This window comes from Pseudomonas sp. WMBT8 (genome assembly GCF_050916005.1).
Lineage (GTDB): Bacteria > Pseudomonadota > Gammaproteobacteria > Pseudomonadales > Pseudomonadaceae > Aquipseudomonas.
In genome coordinates, this window is the sequence record NZ_CP188096.1 from 4,218,423 (window position 1) to 4,240,878 (window position 22,456).

23 protein-coding genes are annotated in these 22,456 nt (G+C 60.9%); 15 read left to right on the top strand and 8 right to left on the bottom strand.

All coding sequences use genetic code 11. From position 1 onward, the window contains the following. Positions 1 to 20: 20 nt before the first annotated feature. The gene (locus tag ACO77H_RS18965) at positions 21 to 953 is read right to left on the bottom strand and encodes a lipid A biosynthesis lauroyl acyltransferase (protein WP_169952832.1); all 933 of its coding nucleotides are present in this window, start codon (positions 951 to 953) and stop codon (positions 21 to 23) included. 117 nt (positions 954 to 1,070) lie between these two features. Between ACO77H_RS18965 and minC the strand changes: the two genes are divergently transcribed. The 7 genes from minC (at position 1,071) to ACO77H_RS19000 (ending at position 7,993) form a co-directional block, all read left to right on the top strand. Further along, positions 1,071 to 1,808 carry a septum site-determining protein MinC gene (gene minC / locus ACO77H_RS18970; protein WP_038447253.1) on the top strand — a complete coding sequence of 246 codons (738 nt, stop codon included), beginning with the start codon at positions 1,071 to 1,073 and terminating at the stop codon, positions 1,806 to 1,808. Between the two features lie 201 nt (positions 1,809 to 2,009). Continuing rightward, complete coding sequence (gene minD / locus ACO77H_RS18975; RefSeq protein ID WP_169952835.1) at positions 2,010 to 2,822, top strand: septum site-determining protein MinD; 813 nt, start codon at positions 2,010 to 2,012, stop codon at positions 2,820 to 2,822. Between the two features lie 3 nt (positions 2,823 to 2,825). Further along, positions 2,826 to 3,080 (top strand): cell division topological specificity factor MinE, encoded by a 255-nt coding sequence (gene minE, locus ACO77H_RS18980; protein ID WP_169952837.1) that lies wholly within the window; start codon positions 2,826 to 2,828, stop codon positions 3,078 to 3,080. Between the two features lie 96 nt (positions 3,081 to 3,176). Beyond that, positions 3,177 to 3,812, top strand: a complete 636-nt coding sequence (locus tag ACO77H_RS18985; RefSeq protein WP_169952839.1) for an RluA family pseudouridine synthase — start codon at positions 3,177 to 3,179, stop codon at positions 3,810 to 3,812. Between the two features lie 171 nt (positions 3,813 to 3,983). Beyond that, the gene (locus ACO77H_RS18990; RefSeq protein WP_170057014.1) at positions 3,984 to 5,273 is read left to right on the top strand and encodes a M18 family aminopeptidase; all 1,290 of its coding nucleotides are present in this window, start codon (positions 3,984 to 3,986) and stop codon (positions 5,271 to 5,273) included. Between the two features lie 293 nt (positions 5,274 to 5,566). Further along, positions 5,567 to 5,743 carry a hypothetical protein gene (locus ACO77H_RS18995; protein WP_166647837.1) on the top strand — a complete coding sequence of 59 codons (177 nt, stop codon included), beginning with the start codon at positions 5,567 to 5,569 and terminating at the stop codon, positions 5,741 to 5,743. A gap of 72 nt (positions 5,744 to 5,815) precedes the next feature. Then, positions 5,816 to 7,993, top strand: a complete 2,178-nt coding sequence (locus tag ACO77H_RS19000; RefSeq protein WP_170057013.1) for a mechanosensitive ion channel domain-containing protein — start codon at positions 5,816 to 5,818, stop codon at positions 7,991 to 7,993. Here the strand turns inward: ACO77H_RS19000 and ACO77H_RS19005 are convergent. Continuing rightward, positions 7,969 to 8,682: a UTRA domain-containing protein gene (locus tag ACO77H_RS19005; protein ID WP_169952843.1), complete on the bottom strand. Its 714-nt coding sequence runs from the start codon at positions 8,680 to 8,682 to the stop codon at positions 7,969 to 7,971. The two genes, ACO77H_RS19000 and ACO77H_RS19005, sit on opposite strands and share 25 nt — an antisense overlap. A 349-nt stretch (positions 8,683 to 9,031) precedes the next feature. Between ACO77H_RS19005 and ACO77H_RS19010 the strand changes: the two genes are divergently transcribed. From ACO77H_RS19010 to ACO77H_RS19035, 6 genes are all read left to right on the top strand, one after another. Beyond that, positions 9,032 to 10,099, top strand: coding sequence for an ABC transporter substrate-binding protein (locus ACO77H_RS19010; protein WP_170057012.1), 1,068 nt, complete (start codon positions 9,032 to 9,034; stop codon positions 10,097 to 10,099). Positions 10,100 to 10,250: 151 nt separating this feature from the next. Beyond that, entirely contained in the window at positions 10,251 to 11,057 is an 807-nt protein-coding gene (locus tag ACO77H_RS19015) for an alkaline phosphatase family protein (RefSeq protein WP_169952847.1), read from the top strand. 41 nt (positions 11,058 to 11,098) lie between these two features. Continuing rightward, a complete protein-coding gene (locus ACO77H_RS19020) occupies positions 11,099 to 11,899 on the top strand; it encodes an ABC transporter permease (protein ID WP_432755771.1) in 801 nt (266 codons plus the stop codon). After that, a complete protein-coding gene (locus ACO77H_RS19025; RefSeq protein ID WP_029292823.1) occupies positions 11,886 to 12,686 on the top strand; it encodes an ABC transporter permease in 801 nt (266 codons plus the stop codon). The genes ACO77H_RS19020 and ACO77H_RS19025 overlap by 14 nt, the downstream gene beginning before the upstream one ends. Beyond that, entirely contained in the window at positions 12,683 to 13,672 is a 990-nt protein-coding gene (locus ACO77H_RS19030; RefSeq protein WP_169952851.1) for an ABC transporter ATP-binding protein, read from the top strand. The genes ACO77H_RS19025 and ACO77H_RS19030 overlap by 4 nt, the downstream gene beginning before the upstream one ends. A 31-nt stretch (positions 13,673 to 13,703) precedes the next feature. Beyond that, the gene (locus ACO77H_RS19035; RefSeq protein WP_432754431.1) at positions 13,704 to 14,357 is read left to right on the top strand and encodes an HAD family hydrolase; all 654 of its coding nucleotides are present in this window, start codon (positions 13,704 to 13,706) and stop codon (positions 14,355 to 14,357) included. A 162-nt stretch (positions 14,358 to 14,519) separates the two neighbouring features. Here ACO77H_RS19035 and ACO77H_RS19040 read toward each other — a convergent pair whose 3' ends face one another. Continuing rightward, a complete protein-coding gene (locus ACO77H_RS19040) occupies positions 14,520 to 15,482 on the bottom strand; it encodes a zinc-binding dehydrogenase (RefSeq protein ID WP_170057010.1) in 963 nt (320 codons plus the stop codon). 138 nt (positions 15,483 to 15,620) lie between these two features. Here ACO77H_RS19040 and ACO77H_RS19045 point away from each other — a divergent pair, with 138 nt between their 5' ends. Beyond that, the gene (locus ACO77H_RS19045) at positions 15,621 to 17,702 is read left to right on the top strand and encodes a carboxy terminal-processing peptidase (RefSeq protein WP_432754432.1); all 2,082 of its coding nucleotides are present in this window, start codon (positions 15,621 to 15,623) and stop codon (positions 17,700 to 17,702) included. Positions 17,703 to 17,819: 117 nt separating this feature from the next. Beyond that, a complete protein-coding gene (locus tag ACO77H_RS19050; protein ID WP_169957195.1) occupies positions 17,820 to 19,577 on the top strand; it encodes a bifunctional diguanylate cyclase/phosphodiesterase in 1,758 nt (585 codons plus the stop codon). Between the two features lie 17 nt (positions 19,578 to 19,594). Here ACO77H_RS19050 and ACO77H_RS19055 read toward each other — a convergent pair whose 3' ends face one another. The 5 genes from ACO77H_RS19055 to ACO77H_RS19075 form a co-directional block, all read right to left on the bottom strand. Continuing rightward, positions 19,595 to 19,981, bottom strand: coding sequence for an SEL1-like repeat protein (locus ACO77H_RS19055; protein ID WP_169957197.1), 387 nt, complete (start codon positions 19,979 to 19,981; stop codon positions 19,595 to 19,597). After that, positions 19,982 to 20,353, bottom strand: a complete 372-nt coding sequence (locus ACO77H_RS19060) for a hypothetical protein (protein WP_057440671.1) — start codon at positions 20,351 to 20,353, stop codon at positions 19,982 to 19,984. Then, positions 20,350 to 20,688, bottom strand: a complete 339-nt coding sequence (locus ACO77H_RS19065) for a helix-turn-helix domain-containing protein (RefSeq protein WP_169957198.1) — start codon at positions 20,686 to 20,688, stop codon at positions 20,350 to 20,352. The genes ACO77H_RS19060 and ACO77H_RS19065 overlap by 4 nt, the downstream gene beginning before the upstream one ends. A gap of 97 nt (positions 20,689 to 20,785) precedes the next feature. After that, positions 20,786 to 21,241: a YkvA family protein gene (locus tag ACO77H_RS19070; protein ID WP_169957200.1), complete on the bottom strand. Its 456-nt coding sequence runs from the start codon at positions 21,239 to 21,241 to the stop codon at positions 20,786 to 20,788. A 327-nt stretch (positions 21,242 to 21,568) separates the two neighbouring features. Beyond that, positions 21,569 to 22,297: an FKBP-type peptidyl-prolyl cis-trans isomerase gene (locus ACO77H_RS19075; protein ID WP_029292800.1), complete on the bottom strand. Its 729-nt coding sequence runs from the start codon at positions 22,295 to 22,297 to the stop codon at positions 21,569 to 21,571. Between the last annotated feature and the right edge of the window lie 159 nt (positions 22,298 to 22,456).

Genomic DNA, 22,456 nt, shown 5'->3' on the forward strand with positions numbered 1-22,456 from the left:
CTGCGGGGAAATCCGTTTGTTCAGCGGCGTTTTTCGTACAACTTGGGTTCGCCCGGTGGCCGGCTCTTGAAGCGGCGATGGGCCCACAGGTATTGCTCGGGGCACTCGCGTACCGCGGTTTCCACCCATTGGTTGATGCGCAGGCAATCGACTTCGTCGGATTCGCCGGGGAAGTCGCGCAACGGCGGATGAATCACCATGCGGTAGCCGCTGCCATCGGCCAGGCGCTGCTGGGTAAATGGCACCACCAACGCCTTGCCCAGGCGCGCGAACTTGCTGGTGGCGGTAACGGTAGCGGCCTGGATGCCGAACAACGGCACGAAAATGCTCTGCTTGGCGCCATAGTCCTGGTCCGGCGCGTACCAGATCGCCCGGCCGGCGCGCAGCAGCTTGAGCATGCCGCGCACGTCTTCGCGCTCGACCGCCAGGGAATCAAGGTTGTGGCGCTCGCGGCCCCGGCGCTGGATAAAGTCGAACAACGGGTTGCCGTGCTCACGGTACATGCCATCGATGGTGTGCTTTTGGCCCAGCAAGGCCGCGCCGATCTCCAGGGTGGTGAAATGCAGGGCCATGAGGATCACGCCCTTGCCTTCCAGTTGCGCCTGCTTGAGGTGCTCCAGACCTTCGACGTGGGCCAGGCGTGCCAGGCGCTGTTTGGACCACCACCAGCTCATGGCCATCTCAAAGAAGGCGATGCCAGTGGACGCAAAGTTTTCCTTGAGCAAATGTTTACGCTCCTGGGCAGACAGGTGCGGGAAGCACAGCTCCAGGTTTCGCGCAGCAATGCGCCGGCGCTCACCGGCCACCCGGTACATAAACGCACCCAGCACACGACCAATTCCCAGCAGCACCCGGTATGGCAACTGAGTGATCAGCCATAGCAGGCCGAGCCCCAGCCACAGGAGCCAGAAACGCGGGTGAAAAAATACAGCTCGAAAACGCGGGCGATCCATTACAGATTCCGGTAAAGACAGGGCCGCGCATTCTACAACGGTTCGACCCGGCTTGCGGCTAGCGGTTGTTCTCGTTATAAGTCTCGACACTTTTCGTGACAAGCCGCTTTGCCGACCATGAGCCAAACCGAATCGCTAGACCAAGATCCCGTCTTCCAGCTCAAAGGCAGCATGCTCGCCATTACTGTGCTGGAACTGGCCCGTAACGACCTTGATGCCCTGGACCGCCAGCTCGCTGCCAAGGTTGCCCTGGCCCCGAATTTCTTCAACAACGCGCCGCTGGTGCTGGCCCTGGACAAATTGCCGGCCGGCCAGGGCGCGGTTGACCTGCCCGGGCTGATGCGTGTTTGCCGCCAGCATGGCCTGCGCACCCTGGCCATTCGCGCCAGCCGTATCGAAGACATTGCGGCAGCCATCGCCATTGAACTGCCAGTACTGCCACCGTCCGGCGCCCGCGAGCGTGTGCTCGACCCGGTGGAAGGCGAAGTGAAGAAAAAACCGGAAAAACCGCCAGAGCCGACGATCAAGCCTACAAGGATCATCACCTCCCCCGTACGCGGCGGGCAGCAGATTTACGCCCAGGGCGGCGACCTGGTAGTGGTCGCCCCGGTCAGTCCCGGCGCGGAACTTCTCGCCGATGGCAACATCCATGTATACGGCCCCATGCGCGGTCGGGCACTGGCTGGGGTCAAGGGCGATACCAAGGCAAGGATTTTCTGCCAGCAATTGAGCGCTGAGCTGGTATCCATCGCCGGCCAGTACAAGGTTTCGGAAGATTTGCGCCGTGATCCGCTATGGGGGGCCGGGGTACAAGTCAGCCTGTCGGGCGATGTGTTGAACATCATCCGTCTTTAACGGATACTGCCGCATTTTCCAAGCATCTCTGGACTCTGATAGCACAGCGAAACCGGCAAGACTTGCGTAGGAATAATTGAAAGTTGGCGTTTCCCCTACGGGAAGCACATCTTTTTCCTACGAAGGCTGTCCGCCTGCAGCGAGTTTCAAGAGATGTTTTTCAGGGACTGAGAGGTCCTTTTTCCTTAGGGGTGAAACACCTTGGCCAAGATTCTCGTGGTTACATCCGGCAAGGGTGGTGTGGGTAAGACCACCACCAGCGCCGCTATCGGTACCGGCCTCGCTCTGCGCGGCCACAAGACAGTCATCGTCGACTTCGACGTCGGTTTGCGTAACCTCGACCTGATCATGGGCTGCGAACGCCGCGTGGTGTACGACTTCGTCAACGTGGTCAACGGCGAAGCAACCCTGCAACAAGCACTGATCAAGGACAAGCGCCTGGAGAACCTTTATGTTCTCGCCGCTAGCCAAACCCGGGACAAGGACGCCTTGACCCTGGAAGGCGTTGAAAAAGTCCTGATGGACCTCAAAGAGCAATTTGAGTTTGTTATCTGCGACTCTCCAGCAGGTATCGAGAAAGGCGCCCAACTGGCCATGCACTTCGCCGATGAAGCGATTGTGGTGACCAACCCCGAGGTGTCGTCGGTACGCGACTCCGACCGCATGATCGGCCTGCTGTCGAGCAAGTCTCGCCGCGCCGAAAAAGGCGAAGACGCAATCAAGGAACACCTGCTCCTGACCCGCTACAACCCCGAGCGCGTCCAGAGCGGCGAAATGCTTGGCGTTGAGGACGTCGAGGAAATCCTCGCCATTCGCTTGCTGGGGGTGATTCCTGAGTCTCAAGCGGTACTGAAAGCTTCAAACCAAGGCGTACCGGTCATTCTTGATGACCAAAGTGATGCCGGCCAAGCCTATAGCGATGCAGTCGATCGCTTGCTGGGCAAAGAAGTTGCCCATCGGTTCCTTGCTGTCGAGAAGAAAGGATTCTTGGCACGCCTGTTTGGAGGCAATTGAACAATGAGTATTTTTGACTTCTTTCGCTCAACCAAAAAACCTAGCACGGCGTCGGTAGCGAAAGAGCGTCTACAGATCATCGTGGCGCACGAACGCGGCCAACGCAGCACCCCGGACTACCTGCCAGCCTTGCAGAAGGAACTGGTGGAGGTGATCCGCAAGTACGTCAATATCGGCAACGATGACGTGCATGTCGCCCTGGAAAACGACGGCAGCTGCTCGATTCTGGAACTCAATATCACCCTGCCTGATCGTTGATCGAACAGGCGGTCGCCACGGCGGCTCCGTCACCCTGATCCCCTTTGGGGAACCGGGTGGCCGAGCCGCCGTTGGCGTTTGTTACGAGGCTGTTTAATGCCGTTGTCCAATATCCATATCCTTCACCAGGATGACGCTGTCCTGGTGGTGAACAAGCCTACCCTGTTGCTGTCGGTGCCAGGTCGCGCCGACGACAACAAGGACTGCCTGATCACCCGCCTGCAGGAAAACGGTTACCCAGAGGCGCGTATCGTTCATCGCCTGGACTGGGAAACGTCGGGAATCATCCTGCTGGCCAGGGATGCCGACAGCCACCGCGAACTGTCGCGCCAGTTTCACGACCGCGAAACCGAAAAGGCCTACACCGCCTTGTGCTGGGGCCAGCCGGAACTGGACAGCGGCAGCATCGACCTGCCGCTGCGCTATGACCCACCGACCAAGCCGCGGCATGTGGTGGACCACGAGTTCGGCAAGCATGCGCTGACTTTCTGGAAAGTCTTGGAGCGTTGCGGGGATTGGTGCCGGGTGGAACTGACGCCGATTACCGGGCGCTCGCACCAACTGCGGGTGCATATGCTGTCCATCGGCCACCCGTTGCTCGGTGATGGCCTGTATGCCCACGAACAGGCCCTGGCCGCCTGGCCACGGCTGTGCCTGCACGCGAGCATGCTGAGCTTCACCCACCCGCAAAGCGGCGAGCGCTTGCGGTTCGAGTGCCCTGCGCCGTTCTAATCGGTAAACGCAATTAAAATGTGGGAGCGGGCTTGCTCGCGAATGCGGTGGATCAGTTAGCTTATTGCGCGACTGACACACCGCATTCGCGAGCAAGCCCGCTCCCACATTTGTTCTGTGCACTTATCACATCGGACGGTAAACTCGCGCCATTGCTGTCTGGAGCTACTTATGCGCGAAGCGTTGAACCAAGGCCTGATCGACTTCCTCAAGGCCTCTCCCACCCCCTTTCATGCCACTGCGGCCCTGGCCCAACGCCTGGAAGCCGCCGGTTTCCAGCGCCTCGACGAACGTGAGACCTGGACCACCGAGACCAACGGTCGCTACTACGTGACCCGCAACGACTCCTCGATCATCGCCTTCAAGATGGGCCGCCAGTCGCCCTTGCACGACGGCATCCGCCTGGTCGGCGCCCATACCGACAGCCCGTGCCTGCGGGTCAAGCCGCAACCTGAGCTGCAACGCCAGGGCTTCTGGCAACTGGGCGTGGAAGTCTACGGCGGCGCGCTGCTGGCACCGTGGTTCGACCGTGACCTGTCCCTGGCCGGCCGCGTGACGTTCCGGCGTGACGGCAAGGTCGAAAGCCAGTTGATCGATTTCAAGCTGCCGATTGCCATCATCCCCAACCTGGCCATCCACCTGAACCGTGAAGCCAATCAGGGCTGGGCGATCAATGCCCAGACCGAGCTGCCGCCGATCCTTGCGCAGTTTGCCGGTGATGAGCGCGTGGACTTCCGCGCCGTACTCACCGACCAACTGGCCCGCGAACATGGGTTGAATGCTGATGTGGTGCTCGACTACGAGCTGAGTTTCTACGACACCCAAGGCGCAGCGGTGATTGGCCTGCATGGCGACTTTATCGCCGGCGCCCGCCTGGACAACCTGCTGTCGTGCTACGCCGGCCTGCAAGCCCTGCTCACCAGTGAAACCGACGAAACCTGCGTGCTGGTGTGTACCGACCACGAAGAAGTCGGCTCCTGCTCGGCCTGTGGTGCCGACGGGCCGATGCTGGAGCAGACCCTGCGTCGTCTGCTGCCTGAAGGTGACGAGTTCGTACGGGCCATTCAGAAGTCGCTGCTGGTGTCTGCCGACAATGCCCACGGCATCCACCCCAACTACGCCGACAAGCACGACGCCAACCATGGCCCGAAACTCAATGCCGGCCCGGTGATCAAGGTCAACAGCAACCAGCGCTACGCCACCAACAGCGAAACCGCCGGATTCTTCCGCCACCTGTGCATGGCCGAAGAAGTGCCGGTACAGAGCTTCGTGGTGCGCAGTGACATGGGCTGTGGCTCGACCATCGGCCCGATCACCGCCAGCCACCTGGGCGTGCGCACCGTAGATATCGGCCTGCCGACATTCGCCATGCATTCGATTCGTGAACTGTGCGGCAGCCACGATTTGGCGCATCTGGTGAAGGTGCTGAGTGCGTTTTATGCGAGCCGCGACCTGCCCTGAGAGGGGCGGCGCTTGCCCTAATGCCGATCAGTTCTCAAAGCAGCGAAGATCAAATGTGGGAGCGGGCTTGCTCGCGAAGACGTCCGCCCAGCAAACATTGATGTTGACTGACCCACCGCTTTCGCGAGCAAGCCCGCTCCCACCGGGGATCTGCGCTTAACTGAACGGCATTAGGGCTTGCCCGCGATGGCGATTCCCAGCGCACTGCGGCGCTATCTGACACACATCAAGGCACCCCGCGCCAATCCAGCCTAGACTGACCATCATCCCTCAACGACAAGGCCGTCCCCACCATGATCCCGATGTCCGCCTTCCACGCCATGCTTATCCCCATCCTCACGGGCATGATCCTGCTGGCCGTTGGCTTCAACTTCCGCGACAAGAACCTTGGTGTGTTTGGCATGTGGGTCGGCATGCTGCTGATCCTCGGCACCATCGTCTACCGGATCCTCGCGAAACTGGCCGAATAACAAATGCACTCGCATTGGGCATAGCGCCCTCGTACACTCGGTCGATCTGTCGTTTCCAAGGTTGACCGCCTCGTGCTTGCCCGTCTGTTTGCCCTGCCACACTGCCTGCTCCTTTGCCTGCTGATCCTGTTGCCCATCGCCCCTGCCCAGGCGGTCGGCCTGCCAGGCATCCTGGGCAGTACCAGCAAAGCCCAGCCACAAGCCGACGTACCGCTGGGGCAGTCCCTGGACGAGGTGATCAAGAACCTGGAAAACGACCAGCAGCGCGCCAAGCTGCTGGCCGACCTGAAAAAACTGCGCGAAGCCACGAAAAAAGCCCAGCCGGCGGCCGAGCAAGGGGTGCTGGGCTTGATCGGTGGCACCCTGGCCAGCCTCGAACAACAACTGTCCGGCGCCGACAGCCCGCTCAACCGCTGGTCTATCGAGTTCGACCAGGCCAAGGCCGAGCTGGGCGCACTGATGCTGCCCGCCAGCGAATGGCTGCCGATCATCTTTGGCTTTGCCGTAGTGCTGATGCTCTGGAGCCTGTTGGCCGCCGCGCTGATCTGGCTCAGCCACCGGGTGCGCCTGCGCTTTGGCCTCAGTGAAGAATTGCCGCAACACCCCAAGACCTGGGACATGCTGCGTTTTGCCCTGCGCAAACTTGGGCCCTGGCTGATCGCCCTGGTGATCACCGTCTACCTCAGTTACGCCCTGCCCTCGTCCCTGGGCAAGTCCCTGGCGATGGTGCTGGCGTACGCGCTGGTGGTCGGCACGTGCTTTTCGGCGATCTGCGTCATTGCCTTTTCCGTGCTCGACGGCCCCCACCGCCATCGGGCGCTATATATCCTGCGCCACCAGGCATTTCGGCCGCTGTGGCTGATCGGCAGCTTCGCCGCCTTCGGCGAGGCCTTGAGCGATCCGCGCCTGACCGAAGCCCTGGGCACCCACCTGGCGCACAGCGCCGCGACCATCGCCAATGTGCTGGCTGCGCTGTCTACCGGCGTGTTTATCCTGCGCTTTCGCCGGCCCATCGCACATCTGATCCGCAACCAGCCGCTGTCCCGGCGCCTGACCCGCCGCGCGTTGAGCGACACCATCGAGATCATCGGCACCTTCTGGTACCTGCCTGCGCTGCTGCTCGTGGGTATCTCGCTGTTTGCCACCTTCGTGTCGGCCGGCGATACCAGTACCGCCTTGCGCCAGTCACTGCTGTGCACGGTGTTGCTGGTGCTGTGCATGGTGATCAACGGCCTGGTACGCCGCCATGCCCTCAAGCCCCAACGCGGGCACAAGCGCCATGCGCTGTATTCCGAACGCCTGAAAAGCTTCGTCTATACCCTCGCCCACCTGGTGGTGTGGCTGGTGTTCATCGAACTGGGCCTGCGGGTCTGGGGCTGGTCGCTGATCCGCTTTACCGAAGGCGACGGGCATGAAATCAGCGTCAAGCTGTTCGGCCTCGCGGGCACCCTGCTGTTCGCCTGGCTGATCTGGATCCTTAGCGATACCGCGATCCACCACGCCCTCACCCGCTCGCGCAAAGGCCTGGCCAATGCGCGGGCGCAAACCATGATGCCGTTGATCCGCAACGTGCTGTTCGTGACGATCTTTATCATCGCCGCCATCGTCGCCCTGGCGAACATGGGCATGAACGTCACGCCGCTGCTGGCCGGTGCCGGTGTGATCGGCCTGGCTATCGGTTTTGGCGCGCAGTCGCTGGTGGCGGACTTGATCACCGGCCTGTTCATCATCATCGAAGACTCCCTGGCCATCGATGACTACGTGGACGTCGGCGGCCACCTCGGTACCGTCGAAGGCCTGACCATCCGCACCGTGCGCCTGCGCGATATCGACGGCATCGTGCACACCATCCCGTTCAGCGAGATCAAGAGCATCAAGAACTACTCGCGGGAATTCGGCTATGCGATTTTCCGCGTCGCGGTGCCCGCCAGCATGGACATCGACACCGCGATCAAGCTGATGCGCGACGTCGGTCAAAAGATGCGCGCCGACCCGCTGCAACGCCGCAATATCTGGTCGCCCCTGGAGTTCCAGGGTGTGGAGAGCTTCGAATCTGGCAACGCCATCCTGCGCGCGCGCTTCAAGACTGCGCCGATCAAACAGTGGGAAGTGTCACGGGCGTTCAACCTGTCGCTCAAGCGCCACCTGGATGAGGCCGGAATGGACCTGGCGATGCCGCGCTTGAGTGTGCAGGTGGTGACGGCGGCGAGTGGGCCGCAGGACGCTCAGGTCACATCGACCCCGACGTGAATCGCATCATGGCGCCAGAACTCCAGGTCGCAATCGATCAGGCGCTGATGCTGATCGTAATTGACCCGGGCGATCCGCAGCCCGGGGCTGCCTGCCGAGACCTTCAGGGCCGCTGCCGCTTCCACCTGCAATGAGGTCGGCACAATTTCGAAGCGTACGCGCCCGTAATGCAGGTCGTATTTACGGGCGTACAACTCGGTCATCGACTCGTTCAGGTCACACGCCAGGATCCCTGGAAAATACTGGGGGTTGAGGTAGTGCTCGACATACAACACCAACCGCCCATCAATACGCCGCCGGCGGCAGATCTGGATCACACTGGACAGCGCCGGCAGTTGTAGCCATGCGCAAACAGCGGCCGAAGCCGGTTGCAGGCGCGCGGAAATCACCTCGGTAGAAGGCACCCGCCCCTGGGCGCTGACCATGGCGTGGAAGTGGCTGCGCTGCATCAGGTTGTAGGCCAGCCGGGGCGGCGAGACGAACCAGCCACGGCGTTCCTCGCGGTAGATCTGGCCCTGGGCCTCCAGTTGCAGCAAGGCTTCGCGCACGGTAATGCGGGTGGTACCAAACAACTCACTGAGTTTGCGCTCGGCCGGCAGTTTGCTCGCCGGGCTGAGTAAACCGTGGCTGATCTGCTCTTGCAGCGCCAGGCCGATGGCTGTCACCGCTTTGGTTGCCTCATCACGCATCAACGTTACCTATCTGGACTAGGCCAGCACTGTTTGGGTGCGCCAAATGCCCCTGGAATGGGCGGCGGCTATAGCGTGCAAGCCTAGGCATCACACATGACCGACAGATGACAGCGCCTTGCGCCGCTGCCTCACACACCCTGCAATACGCCGGCCAAGTCCAGGTATTACGGGGGCCACGCGTTAGTCTACGCTTACCCGGCAGGCGCCTGCCCAGGTGCCTTGAAAACGACATCGACATGAAACTGTCATCCAGCGCGCCTAAATTGGCTCGTGTATTGCTGACCTAGACCAAACCAACCGCGCCATCAAAAAATCGCAGCGTTGAAAACGCCCAAAGGAGCTTCGGATGAAACAGCTTTTCCTGGCATCACTGTTAGGCTCGACCATTGCCATGTGCACCGCCGCCATGGCCGCTGACACCGATTTGAAAACCCTGGAAGCTGCCGCCAAGGCAGAAGGCGCTGTGAACAGCGTCGGCATGCCCGATGACTGGGCCAACTGGAGAGGCACCTGGGAAGACCTGGCGGCCAAGTACGGCCTCAAGCACATCGACACCGACATGAGCTCGGCCCAGGAAATCGCCAAGTTCGCCGCAGAAAAAGACAACGCCAGCGCCGATATCGGTGACGTGGGCGCCGCCTTTGGGCCGATTGCGGTCAAGCAGGGTGTGACCCAACCCTACAAGCCCAGCACCTGGGAGCAGATCCCGGATTGGGCCAAGGACAAGGATGGCAACTGGGCACTGGCCTACACCGGCACCATCGCGTTTATCGTCAACAAAAAGCTGCTGCACGGCTCCGAAGTCCCGACCAAGTGGTCTGACCTGAAAACCGGCAAGTACAAGGTCTCGATTGGTGACGTGAGCACCGCCGCCCAGGCCGCCAATGGCGTGCTGGCGGCAGCCCTGGCCAATGGTGGCGACGAGAAGAACATCCAGCCGGCGTTGCTGATGTTTGCCGAGATCGCCAAGCAGGGGCGTATCTCCCTGGCCAACCCGACCATTGCCACCATGGAAAAAGGCGAAGTGGAAGTGGGCGTGGTCTGGGACTTCAACGGCCTGAGCTACAAGGCCAAGATGGCCAACCCGGATGACTACGTGGTGCTGATCCCATCGGATGGCTCGGTGATTTCCGGCTACACCACCATCATCAACAAATACGCCAAGCACCCCAACGCCGCCAAGCTGACCCGCGAGTACATCTTCAGCGATGCCGGGCAGATCAACCTGGCCAAGGGCAATGCACGGCCGATTCGTGCCGAGCACCTGACCCTGCCCGCCGAAGTACAGGCCAAGCTGCTGCCTAACGAACAGTACAAAGGCGTGACCCCGATCAAAGACGCCGATGCCTGGGAGAAGACCTCCAAGGGCTTGCCGCAGAAGTGGCAGGAAGAAGTCATCATCAACATGCAATAAGCCCTGGAATACGACCAGGGTGGGAGCTGGCTTGCCTGCGATAGCGGTATGACATTCAGCACTTGCATCGGCTGATACACCGTTATCGCAGGCAAGCCAGCTCCCACAGTTGATCTGGTTCCAGCAGAACCACCGAGGAGCCCCTGTCCCTATGAAGCACAACGTCATCCTTGTGGTGCTCGACGGCCTCAACTACGAGGTTGCCCGGCATGCCATGGGGCACCTGCAGGCCTACGTCGGCGCCGAGCGTGCAGCGCTGTACAAGCTGGAATGCGAATTGCCCGCCCTCTCGCGCCCGCTGTACGAATGCATCCTCACTGGAGTGCCGCCGATCGACAGCGGTATCGTCCACAACCACGTCTCGCGCCTGTCCAACCAGCGCAGCATTTTCCATTACGCCACCGACGCGGGCTTGACCACTGCGGCGGCGGCCTACCATTGGGTCAGCGAGCTGTACAACCGCTCGCCGTTCATCGCCGCCCGCGACCGGCATACCGACGACCCGGCACTGGCGATCCAGCACGGGCACTTCTACTGGAGCGATCATTACCCCGACGCCCACCTGTTTGCCGATGCCGAAAGCCTGCGCCTCAAGCACGCGCCGAACTTTTTGCTGGTACACCCGATGAATATCGACGACGCCGGCCACAAGTACGGCCTCGACACCGCGCAATACCGTAACAGCGCCCGCTCGGCGGACATTATCCTCGCCGACTATCTGCAAGGCTGGCTCGACACCGGCTACCAGGTGCTGGTCACCGCCGACCACGGCATGAACAACGACCGCTCCCACAACGGCCTGCTGCCGGAGGAGCGCGAAGTACCGCTGTTCGTTTTCGGGGATGCCTTCAGCCTCGAGCCCGAGGCCCAGCCCAGGCAAACCGATATCTGCGGCACCGTCTGCGCCCTGCTTGGCGTTGCCCACGACAAACCTGTCTGCCAGGAGCTGTTGAAGTGAGTTCAGTGATCCGTGGTAAATGGCTGGCCGCCTTGTGCCTGATGCCTTTCGCCCTGTTTTTTATCGTGTTCCAGATCGCGCCGCTGTTCTGGGTGATGGTCAACAGCCTGCAATCGGAAGAGTTCGGCTGGGGCCTGGCCAACTTCAGCAAGATCTTCAGCTCGAAGTTCTACCTGCAGGCGATCCAGTACAGCCTGGAGCTGAGTTTCTATTCCAGCGTCTTCGGCATCATCATCGCCGTGCTGGGCAGCTACTCGTTGCGCAAGGTGGATTCGCCGCTGCGCAACTTCGTCACCGCCTTCGCCAACATGACCAGCAACTTCTCCGGTGTGCCCCTGGCCTTTGCCTTCATCATCCTGCTGGGGTTCAACGGCAGCATCACCATCATGCTCAAGCAGGCCGGGATCATTCAGGACTTCAACCTGTACTCCAAGACCGGCCTGATCATCCTGTACACCTATTTCCAGATCCCCCTGGGCGTGTTGCTGCTGTACCCGGCCTTCGATGCCCTGCGTGAAGACTGGCGCGAGTCCGCAGCACTGCTGGGCGCCAATGGCTGGCAGTACTGGCGGCACATCGGCTTGCCGGTGCTGACGCCGGCGTTGCTGGGCACCTTCGTGATCCTGGTGGCCAATGCCCTGGGCGCCTATGCCACGGTGTATGCGTTGACCACCGGCAACTTCAACTTACTGCCGATCCGCATCGCGGCGATGGTTTCCGGTGATATTTCCCTGGACCCGAACATGGCCAGCGCCCTGGCCGTGATCCTGGTGGCGCTGATGACCGTGGTCACCGTGGTCCATCAACTGCTGCTCAAGAGGAGCTACCATGTCTCGCGCTGAAGCCAGCCCCGTCGCCCTCTATCATCGCGTGGTGGTGTACCTGCTGTTCGCGATCCTCGTGCTGCCGCTGATTGGCACCCTGGTGTACTCCCTCGCCAGCAGTTGGTCGGCCACCATCCTGCCCGCCGGCTTTACCTTCAAGTGGTATGTGCAGTTGTGGAGCGACCCGCGCTTTTTGCATGCCTTTGGCCAATCGCTGCTGGTATGCGTCGGCGCGCTGATCCTGTCGGTGGTGCTGATCCTGCCGCTGCTGTTCGTGGTGCATTACCACTTCCCCAGGCTCGATGCGCTGATGAACATCCTGATCCTGCTGCCCTTCGCGGTGCCGCCAGTGGTGTCATCGGTAGGCCTGTTGCAATTGTATGGCTCGGGGCCGCTGGCGATGGTCGGCACGCCGTGGATCCTGATCGGCTGCTACTTCACCGTGGCGCTGCCGTTCATGTACCGCGCGATCACCAACAACCTGCAGGCGATCAACCTGCGTGACCTGATGGACGCCGCCCAGTTGCTTGGCGCCAGCACCTGGCAGGCGGCAATCCTGGTGGTGCTGCCCAACCTGCGCAAGGGCCTGATGGTCGCGTTGCTGCTGTCGTTCTCATTCCTGTTCGGCGAGTTTGTGTTCGCCAATATCCTCGTCGGTACGCGCTACGAGACCTTGCAGGTGTACCTCAACAACATGCGCAACAGCAGCGGGCATTTCACCAGCGCCGTGGTCATTTCCTATTTCCTTTTCGTGCTGCTGCTCACCTGGGCCGCCAACCTCTTGAACAAGGACAAAAGCCAATGAGCTTCGTCAGCGTCCAGCACCTGCAAAAAAGCTACGCCGCCACCCCGGTGTTCAGTGATATCAATTGCCAGATCGCCAAGGGCGAATTCGTCACCCTTCTGGGCCCGTCCGGTTGCGGCAAGTCCACCCTGCTGCGCTGCATCGCCGGCCTGACGCCGGTGGACAGCGGGCAGATCCTGCTGGACGGCCAGGATATCGTGCCGCTGAGCCCGCAGAAGCGTCACATCGGCATGGTGTTCCAGAGCTACGCGCTGTTCCCCAACATGACTGTGGAACAGAACGTCGCCTTCGGCCTGCGCATGCAGAAGGTCAACGCCGATGACAGCCACAAGCGCGTCCAGGAGGTGCTGCAACTGGTCGAGCTCAAGGACCTGGCCGGGCGCTATCCGCACCAGATGTCTGGCGGCCAGTGCCAGCGCGTCGCCCTCGCCCGCTCCCTGGTCACCCGGCCGCGCCTGCTGCTGCTCGATGAGCCGCTGTCGGCACTGGATGCGCGGATTCGCAAACACCTGCGCGAACAGATCCGCCAGATCCAGCGGGAATTGGGGCTGACCACGATTTTTGTGACCCATGACCAGGAGGAAGCCCTGGTCATGTCCGACCGCATCTTCCTGATGAACCAGGGCAAGATCGTGCAGAGCGGCGACGCCGAAACCCTCTACACCGCCCCCGTGGACGCCTTCGCTGCCGGTTTTATCGGCAACTACAACCTGCTGGACGCCGAGCAGGCCAGCACGCTGTTGCAACGTCCGGTCAGCAGCCGTATTGCGATCCGTCCTGAGTCCATCGAACTGAACCACAGCGGCGAACTTGATGCGCTGGTGCGCAGCCACAGCCTGTTGGGCAATGTGATTCGCTATCGCGTCGAAGCCCGGGGCATCGAATTGGTGGTGGACGTACTCAACCGCTCGGCCCAGGATCTGCACCCAGACGGGCAACGCCTGGCACTTTCCATCGATCCCAGTGCGCTGTGTGAGGTAGCCTGAGGATGCAGTGTTTATTAAGGAAGCATGACTGATGGCTTTGGTAATTTTTGATCTGGACGACACCCTGATCCACGGCGATTGCGCCACCTTGTGGAGCGAGCAGATGGGCCGCCTGGGCTGGGTGGACCGCGAATCGTTCATGGGCAAGAACCACGAACTGATGTCCGCCTACAGCCGCGGCGAGTTGGCCATGGAAGAGTTCATGGACTTCAGCCTGGAACCGATGATCGGGCGCACTCCGGAAGAAGTCGCGCACCTGGTGGAGCCGTGGGTGGAAGATGTTATCGAGCCGCTGATCTACAGCGACGCGACCAAGACCATCGCCCGCCACCGCCAGAACGGTGACCGGGTCCTGGTGATCTCGGCCTCGGGCACGCACCTGGTCACGCCGATTGCGGCGCGCATTGGCATCGATGAAGTACTGGGGATTGAACTGGACGTGGCCCACGGGGTGTACAGCGGCAAGACCGTGGGTGTACTGACGTACCGCGAAGGCAAGATCACCCGCTTGATGCAATGGCTTGAGCAGGAAGGTGAAAGCCTGGAAGGGGCGTACTTCTACTCGGATTCGCGTAATGACCTGCCGCTGCTGAGCAAGGTCGATTTCCCGCAGGTGGTAAACCCCGATCCGGTGTTGCGCGCCCATGCCGAACAGGCCGGCTGGCCGATCCACCAGTGGACCTGAAGGCCCACTTTTGGCGTTGAAACCCAATCCAATGGGGGAGCTAATGTGGGAGCTGGCTTGCCTGCGATAGCGGAGTATCAGGTTAAGGTCTGTTACTGACACACCGCTATCGCAAGCAAGCCCCGCTCCCACCTTGGGCTGCATTTCAACCCTGGATTGGCCTCAGGCCAGGCTTTCGTCGATCACCAGCACCAGCTTCCCGGAAATCTGGTTGGTCGAAAGCTGCGCAAACGCCGCTTCCGCGTCCGTGATCGGGAAGGTCTTGGCCAACTGCGGGCTCAGTCGCCCTTCGCCAAACAACGGCCACACCTGCTGGCCCAGGTCGCTCAACAGGTCTGCCTTGAACTGGTCATCGCGGCTGCGCAAGGTCGAGCCCAGCACTTGCACACGCTTGGCCAGCACCTGCGCCAGGTCCAACTGGGCTTCACGCCCGCCCATCAAGCCGATCAATACCCAACGACCGTCGCGGGCCAGCAGCTTGAGGTTAATGGCTGCATAGTTGCCGCCCACCGGGTCGAGAATCACGTCGAACGGGCCAAAATCCCCCAGGCTCTCGATGCCGTCGGTACGTACCACACCGCCCTGGGCGCCGAGGTCTTCGCAGTAGGCCAGGCGGTCCGCCGAGCCGACGCTGACCCAGCACGGGCTGCCAAACGCCTTGCACAGCTGGATCGCCGCCGAACCGACGCCACTGGCGCCCGCATGCAACAGCACCTTTTCCCCGGGCTTGAGCGCCGCCAGTTGGAACAGGTTGAGCCAGGCAGTGCTGTACACCTCGGGCAACGCAGCGGCTTCGGCCAGGGACAAACCCTCTGGCACCGGCAGCACGTGGCGCGCGTCCACCACCACTTCCTGCGCCATGCCACCGCCCGCCAACAGCGCACAGACCCGATCCCCCACTTGCCAGGACGAGCCAGCGCCGACTTCGCTGATCACCCCGGAACACTCCAGGCCCAGCACTTCGCTGGCCCCGGGCGGTGGAGGATAGAGCCCTGCACGCTGTAATAAATCCGCTCGATTGAGGCCGGCTGCTGCCACCCGAATGCGAACTTGCCCTACATCGCACGTAGGACTTGGGGTCTCAACCCACTCCACATGACCTTCAACGCCTTGCAATGCTTTCACAGTGCCTCCATAGTGAGTCTGGACTGAGCCCGTTGCTGTAGCGCCGGGCTTTTTGCATTATGCGACCGGCCCAAATGGAACCGGCGACTTCAAAGACGGCCTAATATGCGTTATCAATTGCCCCCGCGTCGAATCAGCATGAAGCATTTGTTCCCCAGCACCGCCCTCGCTCTTTTCATTGGTCTCGGCCTGTTGCCGCTGTCGACCAATACGTTCGCAGCCAACAGCTGGGACAAACTTCAGCCTGATCGCGATGAGGTGATTGCCAGCCTTAACGTCGTCGAGTTGCTCAAGCGCCACCATTACAGCAAGCCGCCGCTGGACGATGCGCGCTCGGTGATCATCTATGACAGCTATCTCAAGCTGCTGGATCCCTCGCGCAGCTACTTCCTGGCCAGCGATATCGCTGAGTTCGACAAGTGGAAGACCCAGTTCGACGACTTCCTCAAGAGTGGCGACCTGCAACCTGGCTTCACCATCTACAAGCGTTACCTGGACCGTGTCAAAGCGCGTCTGGACTTCGCCCTCGGTGAGTTGAACAAAGGCGTCGACAAGCTCGACTTCACCCAGAAGGAAACCCTGCTGGTGGATCGCAAGGAGGCCCCGTGGCTGACCAGCACCGCCGCCCTGGATGACCTGTGGCGCAAACGCGTCAAGGATGAAGTCCTGCGCCTGAAGATCGCCGGCAAAGAGCCCAAGGCGATCCAGGAACTGCTGACCAAGCGCTACAAGAATCAATTGAGCCGCCTGGAACAGACCCGCGCCGAAGATATCTTCCAGGCCTACATCAACACCTTCGCGATGTCCTACGATCCGCACACCAATTATCTGTCGCCAGATAACGCGGAAAATTTTGATATCAACATGAGTCTGTCCCTCGAAGGGATCGGTGCCGTGCTGCAGAGCGACAACGACCAGGTCAAGATCGTACGCCTGGTGCCAGCGGGTCCTGCGGACAAGACCAAGCAGGTCGCTCCGGCCGACAAGATCATTGGCGTGGCCCAGGCCGACAAAGAGATGGTCGACGTGGTCGGCTGGCGCCTGGACGAAGTGGTCAAGCTGATCCGTGGGCCCAAGGGCAGCGTGGTGCGCCTGGAAGTGATTCCGCACACCAACGCGCCGAACGACCAGACCAGCAAGATCGTGTCGATCACCCGCGAAGCGGTGAAGCTCGAAGACCAGGCCGTGCAGAAGAAAGTCCTCAACCTCAAGCAGGATGGCAAGGACTACAAGCTGGGCGTCATTGAGATCCCGGCGTTCTACCTGGACTTCAAGGCCTTCCGTGCTGGCGATCCGGACTACAAGAGCACCACCCGCGACGTGAAGAAAATCCTCACCGAGCTGACCAAAGAGAAAGTCGACGGCGTGGTCATCGACCTGCGCAACAACGGTGGCGGCTCGTTGCAGGAGGCCACCGAGCTGACCAGCCTGTTTATCGACAAGGGCCCGACCGTATTGGTGCGCAACGCTGACGGCCGCGTGGATGTGCTGGAAGACGAAAACCCGGGCGCCTTCTACAAAGGCCCGATGGCATTGCTGGTCAACCGTCTCTCGGCTTCGGCCTCGGAGATTTTTGCCGGTGCGATGCAGGACTACCACCGCGCGTTGATCATCGGTGGCCAGACCTTCGGCAAAGGCACGGTGCAGACGATCCAGCCACTCAACCATGGCGAGCTGAAGCTGACCCTGGCCAAGTTCTACCGGGTTTCCGGGCAGAGCACCCAGCACCAAGGCGTACTCCCGGACATCGATTTCCCGTCGCTCATCGACACCAAGGAAATCGGCGAAAGCGCCCTGCCAGAAGCCATGCCGTGGGACACCATCCGCCCGGCCATCAAGCCTGCATCGGACCCGTTCAAGCCCTACCTGGCCCAGCTCAAGGCCGAACATGACCTGCGCTCCGCCAAGGACGCCGAGTTCGTGTTTATCCGCGACAAGCTGGCCCTGGCCAAGAAGCTGATGGCCGAGAAGACCGTGAGCCTCAATGAAGTGGACCGCCGCGCGCAGCACACCGATATCGAGAACCAGCAACTTGCCCTGGAAAACATCCGCCGCAAGGCCAAGGGTGAAGACCCGCTCAAGGAGCTGAAGAAAGAAGACGAAGATGCACTGCCGACCGAACCTGAAAAGACCAAGCCGGAAGATGATGCCTACCTGAGCGAAACCGGGCGGATTCTGCTGGACTACCTGAAAATCAGTAAGACGGTGGCCAAGCAGTAAATGATGGCGATTTAATGTTGTCGCTCCACTGAGCGTCATCAAACAGACATCATTCTGTCGTGAAATGAAGGACCGGGCGCCCCAGGCACCCGGTCCTTTTTTTCGACCGAGATCATCATGACCATGACCGAACAGCTGAATGCCCTGGCCTCCATCCTGGCCCAGGGCAGTTTGCACAGCCTGTTCCAACCCATCGTCAGCCTCTGCGAACGTCGCATCCTCGGCTATGAAGCCCTGAGCCGCGGCCCCTCCAACAGCCCGCTGCACTCGCCACTTGCCTTGTTTGGCGTGGCGCGCCAGGCCGGGCGCCTGAATGAGCTGGAGATGGCCTGCCGGCAAAGTGCCTGTAGGCGCTTCAGCGAGCAGAAGCTGCCGGGCAAGCTGTTTCTCAACGTCTCGCCCGAGTCCCTGCTGGAAACCACCCACCAACCGGGCCGCACCCTGCATATGCTGCGCGAGTATGGAATCGCGCCCAGCCAGATCGTGATCGAACTCACGGAGCAAGCGCCGACCGACGACTTCCAGCTGTTGCAAACCGCCCTGCACCATTACCGTGACATGGGTTTTTCGATTGCCCTGGATGACTTGGGCGCCGGTTATTCCAGCTTGCGCCTGTGGTCAGAATTGCGCCCGGACTACGTGAAGATCGACCGGCATTTTATCGATGGCATTCACCAGGATGCGCTCAAGCGCGAGTTTGTCGGTTCGATCCTGCAGATCGCCAGGGCTTCGCGCGCGCAGGTGATTGCCGAAGGCATCGAGCTGCCGGAAGAGTTGGCGGTGCTCACGGAAATGGGCGTGGACCTGATCCAGGGCTACCTGCTGTGCCGTCCCCAGGAGCATCCACCGACCGAAGCCCGGTTGATGCTGGCCAAGCCCGACAGCACCAGCGTTTCGCTCAACGAGGACGCCAGTGACCTCAGCGCCCTGCTCAACGAACAACCGGCCGTGGCCCAGGACACCGCCACGGCCAAAGTGCTGGAAGCGTTTCGCAGCCAGGCCAATCTCAACTCCCTGGCGGTCCTGGATGGGCGCGGCCAGCCGATTGGTATCGTGCATCGGCACTCGTTGTCCGACGTCCTGCTCAAGCCGTTTGCCACCGATCTGTTTGCGCGCAAGCCTATCAGCCGCCTGATGAGCGATGACTTCCTGGCCGTGGAACTGAGCCAGTCGTTGCAACAGGTCAGCCGCCTGCTGACCAGCCGCGCGCGGCAGCGTATCGAAGAAGATTTCATCATCACCCAGAATGGCAACTACCTGGGATTGGGCCGGGTAATCGACGTGCTCAAGCTGATTACCGAACTGAAAATCCAACAGGCGCGCTACGCCAACCCGCTGACCCTGCTGCCGGGCAATGTGCCGATCCAGCAGTGCCTGACACGGCTGTTGCAGCAGCAGCGCGAATCGGTGATTTGCTATGTGGATATCGACAGCTTCAAGCCATTCAACGATATCTACGGCTATGGCCGTGGCGATGAAGTATTGCTGTGCCTGGCGCAATGCTTGAACGACCGGGTAGACCCCAGCCGTGATTTTGTCGGGCATATTGGCGGCGATGATTTTTTACTGGTGCTGGGCGCCCAGGACTGGCGCAAGCGTCTCAACCAACTGGTGGATGATTTCCAGACCCAGTGCCGGCGCTTCTACCGCAGTGAACACTTGGATGCGGGCTGTTTTATCGCCCTGAATCGCCAGGGGGTGCGCCAGGAGTTTGCCTTGCTGTCGCTGTCCATCGGTGTGGTGCATCTGCATCCATTGAGCTGTGGGCACCTGGATGCCAGCCAGTTGGCGGAACTGGCCTCCCAGGCCAAGCATCACGCCAAGGACGTGGCCGGCTACAGCATCCACCTCATCGATAGCCGCGAAATCCTGTAAGGCCGACAAGCCGGTCCTTACAACTGCTCCAGGCGTATCTGCGCCAGCGGATGCCCGGCCTTGGCGGCGATAGTCCACCAGCGTGCCGCTTCTACAGGGTCCGGAGCCTTGCCCAGGCTGCCTGCCAGGCTCAGCACGCCCACTTGATAGGCCGCCTTGCCATCCCCCGCCTGACCCGCCAGGCGCAGCAAGCGCACGCCCTCCTCCCGCGCGCCAATGCCCAGGCCGCGAAAGGTCAGGATATGCCCATAGAAACTTTGGGCCTCGACATTGCCCAGGTTGGCCATGCGTGCAAACTGACCCTCCAGCCAGTGCCAGCCGCGGGGCTGACGCACAAACCATGACCAATGAAACAATCTGCGTGCCAGCCAATAACTGGCGTACGCTTTGAGCTTCCAGAACACTCAGGCCTCCGCTGACTCAGGATATTCGTACTCGAACACACGGACCACTTCCGAGGCATGCCACGATGCTGCAGCAACGCCATCGGACGGTCCGCAAAAGCGCCCGAGGCGCTCGACACATTCAAAAAAACCGGTGCGCGGCAAGCGGCTTGCGCCCTGGCTGATTACCAGGGAGCTGCGCAGTGGCTGATCCGCCTTGGCATCCAGGGCCGCCAGGTGTTCCAACGCGGCGGTCAGGGTTTGCATCGCCGGCGTCGGGAACTGCAGACGCTCGAGCAACGCACGGTAGGTCAATAGATGTCGCTGGCGACGGGCCTGGTCGAGCTCATTGAGCAACCCATCCCAATGTTGACGGCTGATGCGCACACTCACATTTCATCCCTCCAACCGGCAATCCCCAATTCCCAGGCCAGGCTGCGACGGATCGCGGCATCCGGCTGGCGCTCGCCACTTTCGATCAACCCCAGGTAGGACGGGCTGATGCCGACGGTGCGGGCCAATGTCTCGATCGCCAGGCCCTTGGCTTCGCGCAGGCTGCGCAATTGCGCCAGGGGGCGTAGGTCCTGCTCGGTAGCGACGGGAGGGATCTGTGCAGCAGGAGTGACTGGTTGCTGCAGGCCGGCGGCTGTTAACAGCGCCTGGTACTGAGCCCATGGCAGAACCGCGTACTCGGGTTCGCCATCCCGTGAAATGATTTGTATATCCATGACTGCCCCGTAGGATCACAACACTTACGAAGTAAGTACTTTCCTTAGGAGTGTAATCCTAACAGCCACAAAGAGCGCAGGGGGATAATCCGCGTGTTCAGTTTTTTTTCGGGTTTTCCTGCTCCAGTAGTTGCGGCGTGGCGGGCAGGCGTTCAACCACCACCAACTTCTCCGGGCGCTGGCGGTCACGCCAGGCGCGGAAGGCACTCAACTCACCGTCCAGGCTCTTCATGACCCAGGCCAGTACCGCGATGTCATCGAGCATGCCGAACATCGGCAGGAAGTCCGGGATCGCGTCAATCGGGCTGAGGAAGTACATCAGCCCCGCCACCACCGAGATCAGCGCCTTGGGGCTGATAGCCCGGTACTCGCCGCGCCAATAGGCCAGGCACAGCGCCTGGAGCAGCTTGAGGTCGTCCTTGAGCTTGCCCAGGCGATTGCCCTGGCTGGAGCCTTTGGCAGCGACCGCGAACAACAGCGTCGGCAGGCGTCCACGCCCGATCAGCCGTGCGGCCAACGGCAGGAAGCGGGTGAAATTCCAGGGTGCTTTCATCGTCACTCCAGTTCCAGGCGAGATAAAAGGTTATCCACACAACTTGTGGATAACCTTGTGAACAGAGCCCATTTTTGCGGCTGAAAGCCACGTAATACAAGGCCTACAGTCAGATCGGGCGTTTTTTGCGCACATAAAAAAATCCCAAGATTTCATTGACTTGGGGGGCATCTGCGGCTACCCGTGCCGAGGTATAGCATCAGACTGCTCTAAGTCGCAGGTGTTCGTTCTGATTTTCCCACACCCCTCCACGACCTCGGTCAACAGCTGCCACACCAGAAACAACAACGCCCCGTATAAACGGGGCGTTGTGTGTTCAGCAACAGCTTACTTGGCAGCCGGTGCCTCAGGAGCGTCGGCCTTGGCCGGGTCCTTGATTGCCAGCAGCTCCAGGTCGAAGACCAGTACGGAGTTGGCTGGAATCGCCGGGCTCGGGCTCTGGGCGCCGTAGGCAAGGTCGGACGGGATGTACAACTCGACCTTCTCGCCCACGTGCATCAGTTGCAGGCCTTCGACCCAACCTGGGATCACGCCGCTGACCGGCAGGTCAATCGGGCTGCCGCGATCCACGGAGCTGTCAAAGGTGGTGCCGTTGGTCAACTTGCCGGTGTAGTGCACAGTCACTACGTCGGTAGGCTTGGGCTGGGCGCCTTCGGCTTTCTTCACGATCTTGTACTGCAGGCCGGAAGCGGTGGTGACTACGCCGTCTTTCTTGGCGTTGTCTTCAAGGTATTTCTTGCCGGCGGCTGCCGACTCTTCACTCATCTTGGTCATGCGCTCTTCAGCACGCTTTTGCAGTGCGGAAAACGCTTCGACCAGTTCTTCGTCCTTCAGCTTCTGTTCTTTCTTGCCGACGGCATCTTCGATGCCTTGGGCAACTGCCTTGGAGTCCAGGTCATCCATACCTTCCTGAGCCAGGCTTTTGCCCATGTTCAGGCCGATACCGTAGGAAGCTTTCTGCGCCGGGGTTTTCAGCTCTACGCTGGTTTGCGAATCACAACCCGCAAGTACCAGGCTAACCAGGGCCACCGCCGCCGCCAACCGATGCTGTTTCATGCTATTTCCTTGTTCATGCGCCAAAAGGGCATTCGAATAAAGTCGCGAGCTTATCAGGCGGCCACGACCAATGGCTACCGGCATGTGAGCAGGAAACTTCTGATAAGTTCACGTGTTTAAAAGCATTTTCATCTGCCCCAAAGCCCGGCGAAGGACAGC

Excerpts from the sequence above, each read along its gene's own strand:
- ACO77H_RS19005 (WP_169952843.1), bottom strand. The coding sequence starts at position 8,682 with ATGCGTGATGAGGCAACCAAAGCGGTGACAGCCATCGGCCTGGCGCTG.
- ACO77H_RS18965 (WP_169952832.1), bottom strand. The coding sequence starts at position 953 with ATGGATCGCCCGCGTTTTCGAGCTGTATTTTTTCACCCGCGTTTCTGG.
- minE (WP_169952837.1), top strand. The coding sequence starts at position 2,826 with ATGAGTATTTTTGACTTCTTTCGCTCAACCAAAAAACCTAGCACGGCG.
- ACO77H_RS19025 (WP_029292823.1), top strand. The coding sequence starts at position 11,886 with ATGTCTCGCGCTGAAGCCAGCCCCGTCGCCCTCTATCATCGCGTGGTG.
- ACO77H_RS19070 (WP_169957200.1), bottom strand. The coding sequence starts at position 21,241 with ATGAAAGCACCCTGGAATTTCACCCGCTTCCTGCCGTTGGCCGCACGG.
- ACO77H_RS19035 (WP_432754431.1), top strand. The coding sequence starts at position 13,704 with ATGGCTTTGGTAATTTTTGATCTGGACGACACCCTGATCCACGGCGAT.
- ACO77H_RS19015 (WP_169952847.1), top strand. The coding sequence starts at position 10,251 with ATGAAGCACAACGTCATCCTTGTGGTGCTCGACGGCCTCAACTACGAG.
- ACO77H_RS19045 (WP_432754432.1), top strand. The coding sequence starts at position 15,621 with ATGAAGCATTTGTTCCCCAGCACCGCCCTCGCTCTTTTCATTGGTCTC.
- ACO77H_RS18985 (WP_169952839.1), top strand. The coding sequence starts at position 3,177 with ATGCCGTTGTCCAATATCCATATCCTTCACCAGGATGACGCTGTCCTG.
- ACO77H_RS18995 (WP_166647837.1), top strand. The coding sequence starts at position 5,567 with ATGATCCCGATGTCCGCCTTCCACGCCATGCTTATCCCCATCCTCACG.
- ACO77H_RS19010 (WP_170057012.1), top strand. The coding sequence starts at position 9,032 with ATGAAACAGCTTTTCCTGGCATCACTGTTAGGCTCGACCATTGCCATG.
- ACO77H_RS19075 (WP_029292800.1), bottom strand. The coding sequence starts at position 22,297 with ATGAAACAGCATCGGTTGGCGGCGGCGGTGGCCCTGGTTAGCCTGGTA.
- ACO77H_RS18990 (WP_170057014.1), top strand. The coding sequence starts at position 3,984 with ATGCGCGAAGCGTTGAACCAAGGCCTGATCGACTTCCTCAAGGCCTCT.
- ACO77H_RS19030 (WP_169952851.1), top strand. The coding sequence starts at position 12,683 with ATGAGCTTCGTCAGCGTCCAGCACCTGCAAAAAAGCTACGCCGCCACC.
- ACO77H_RS19020 (WP_432755771.1), top strand. The coding sequence starts at position 11,099 with ATGCCTTTCGCCCTGTTTTTTATCGTGTTCCAGATCGCGCCGCTGTTC.
- minC (WP_038447253.1), top strand. The coding sequence starts at position 1,071 with ATGAGCCAAACCGAATCGCTAGACCAAGATCCCGTCTTCCAGCTCAAA.
- ACO77H_RS19065 (WP_169957198.1), bottom strand. The coding sequence starts at position 20,688 with ATGGATATACAAATCATTTCACGGGATGGCGAACCCGAGTACGCGGTT.
- ACO77H_RS19050 (WP_169957195.1), top strand. The coding sequence starts at position 17,820 with ATGACCATGACCGAACAGCTGAATGCCCTGGCCTCCATCCTGGCCCAG.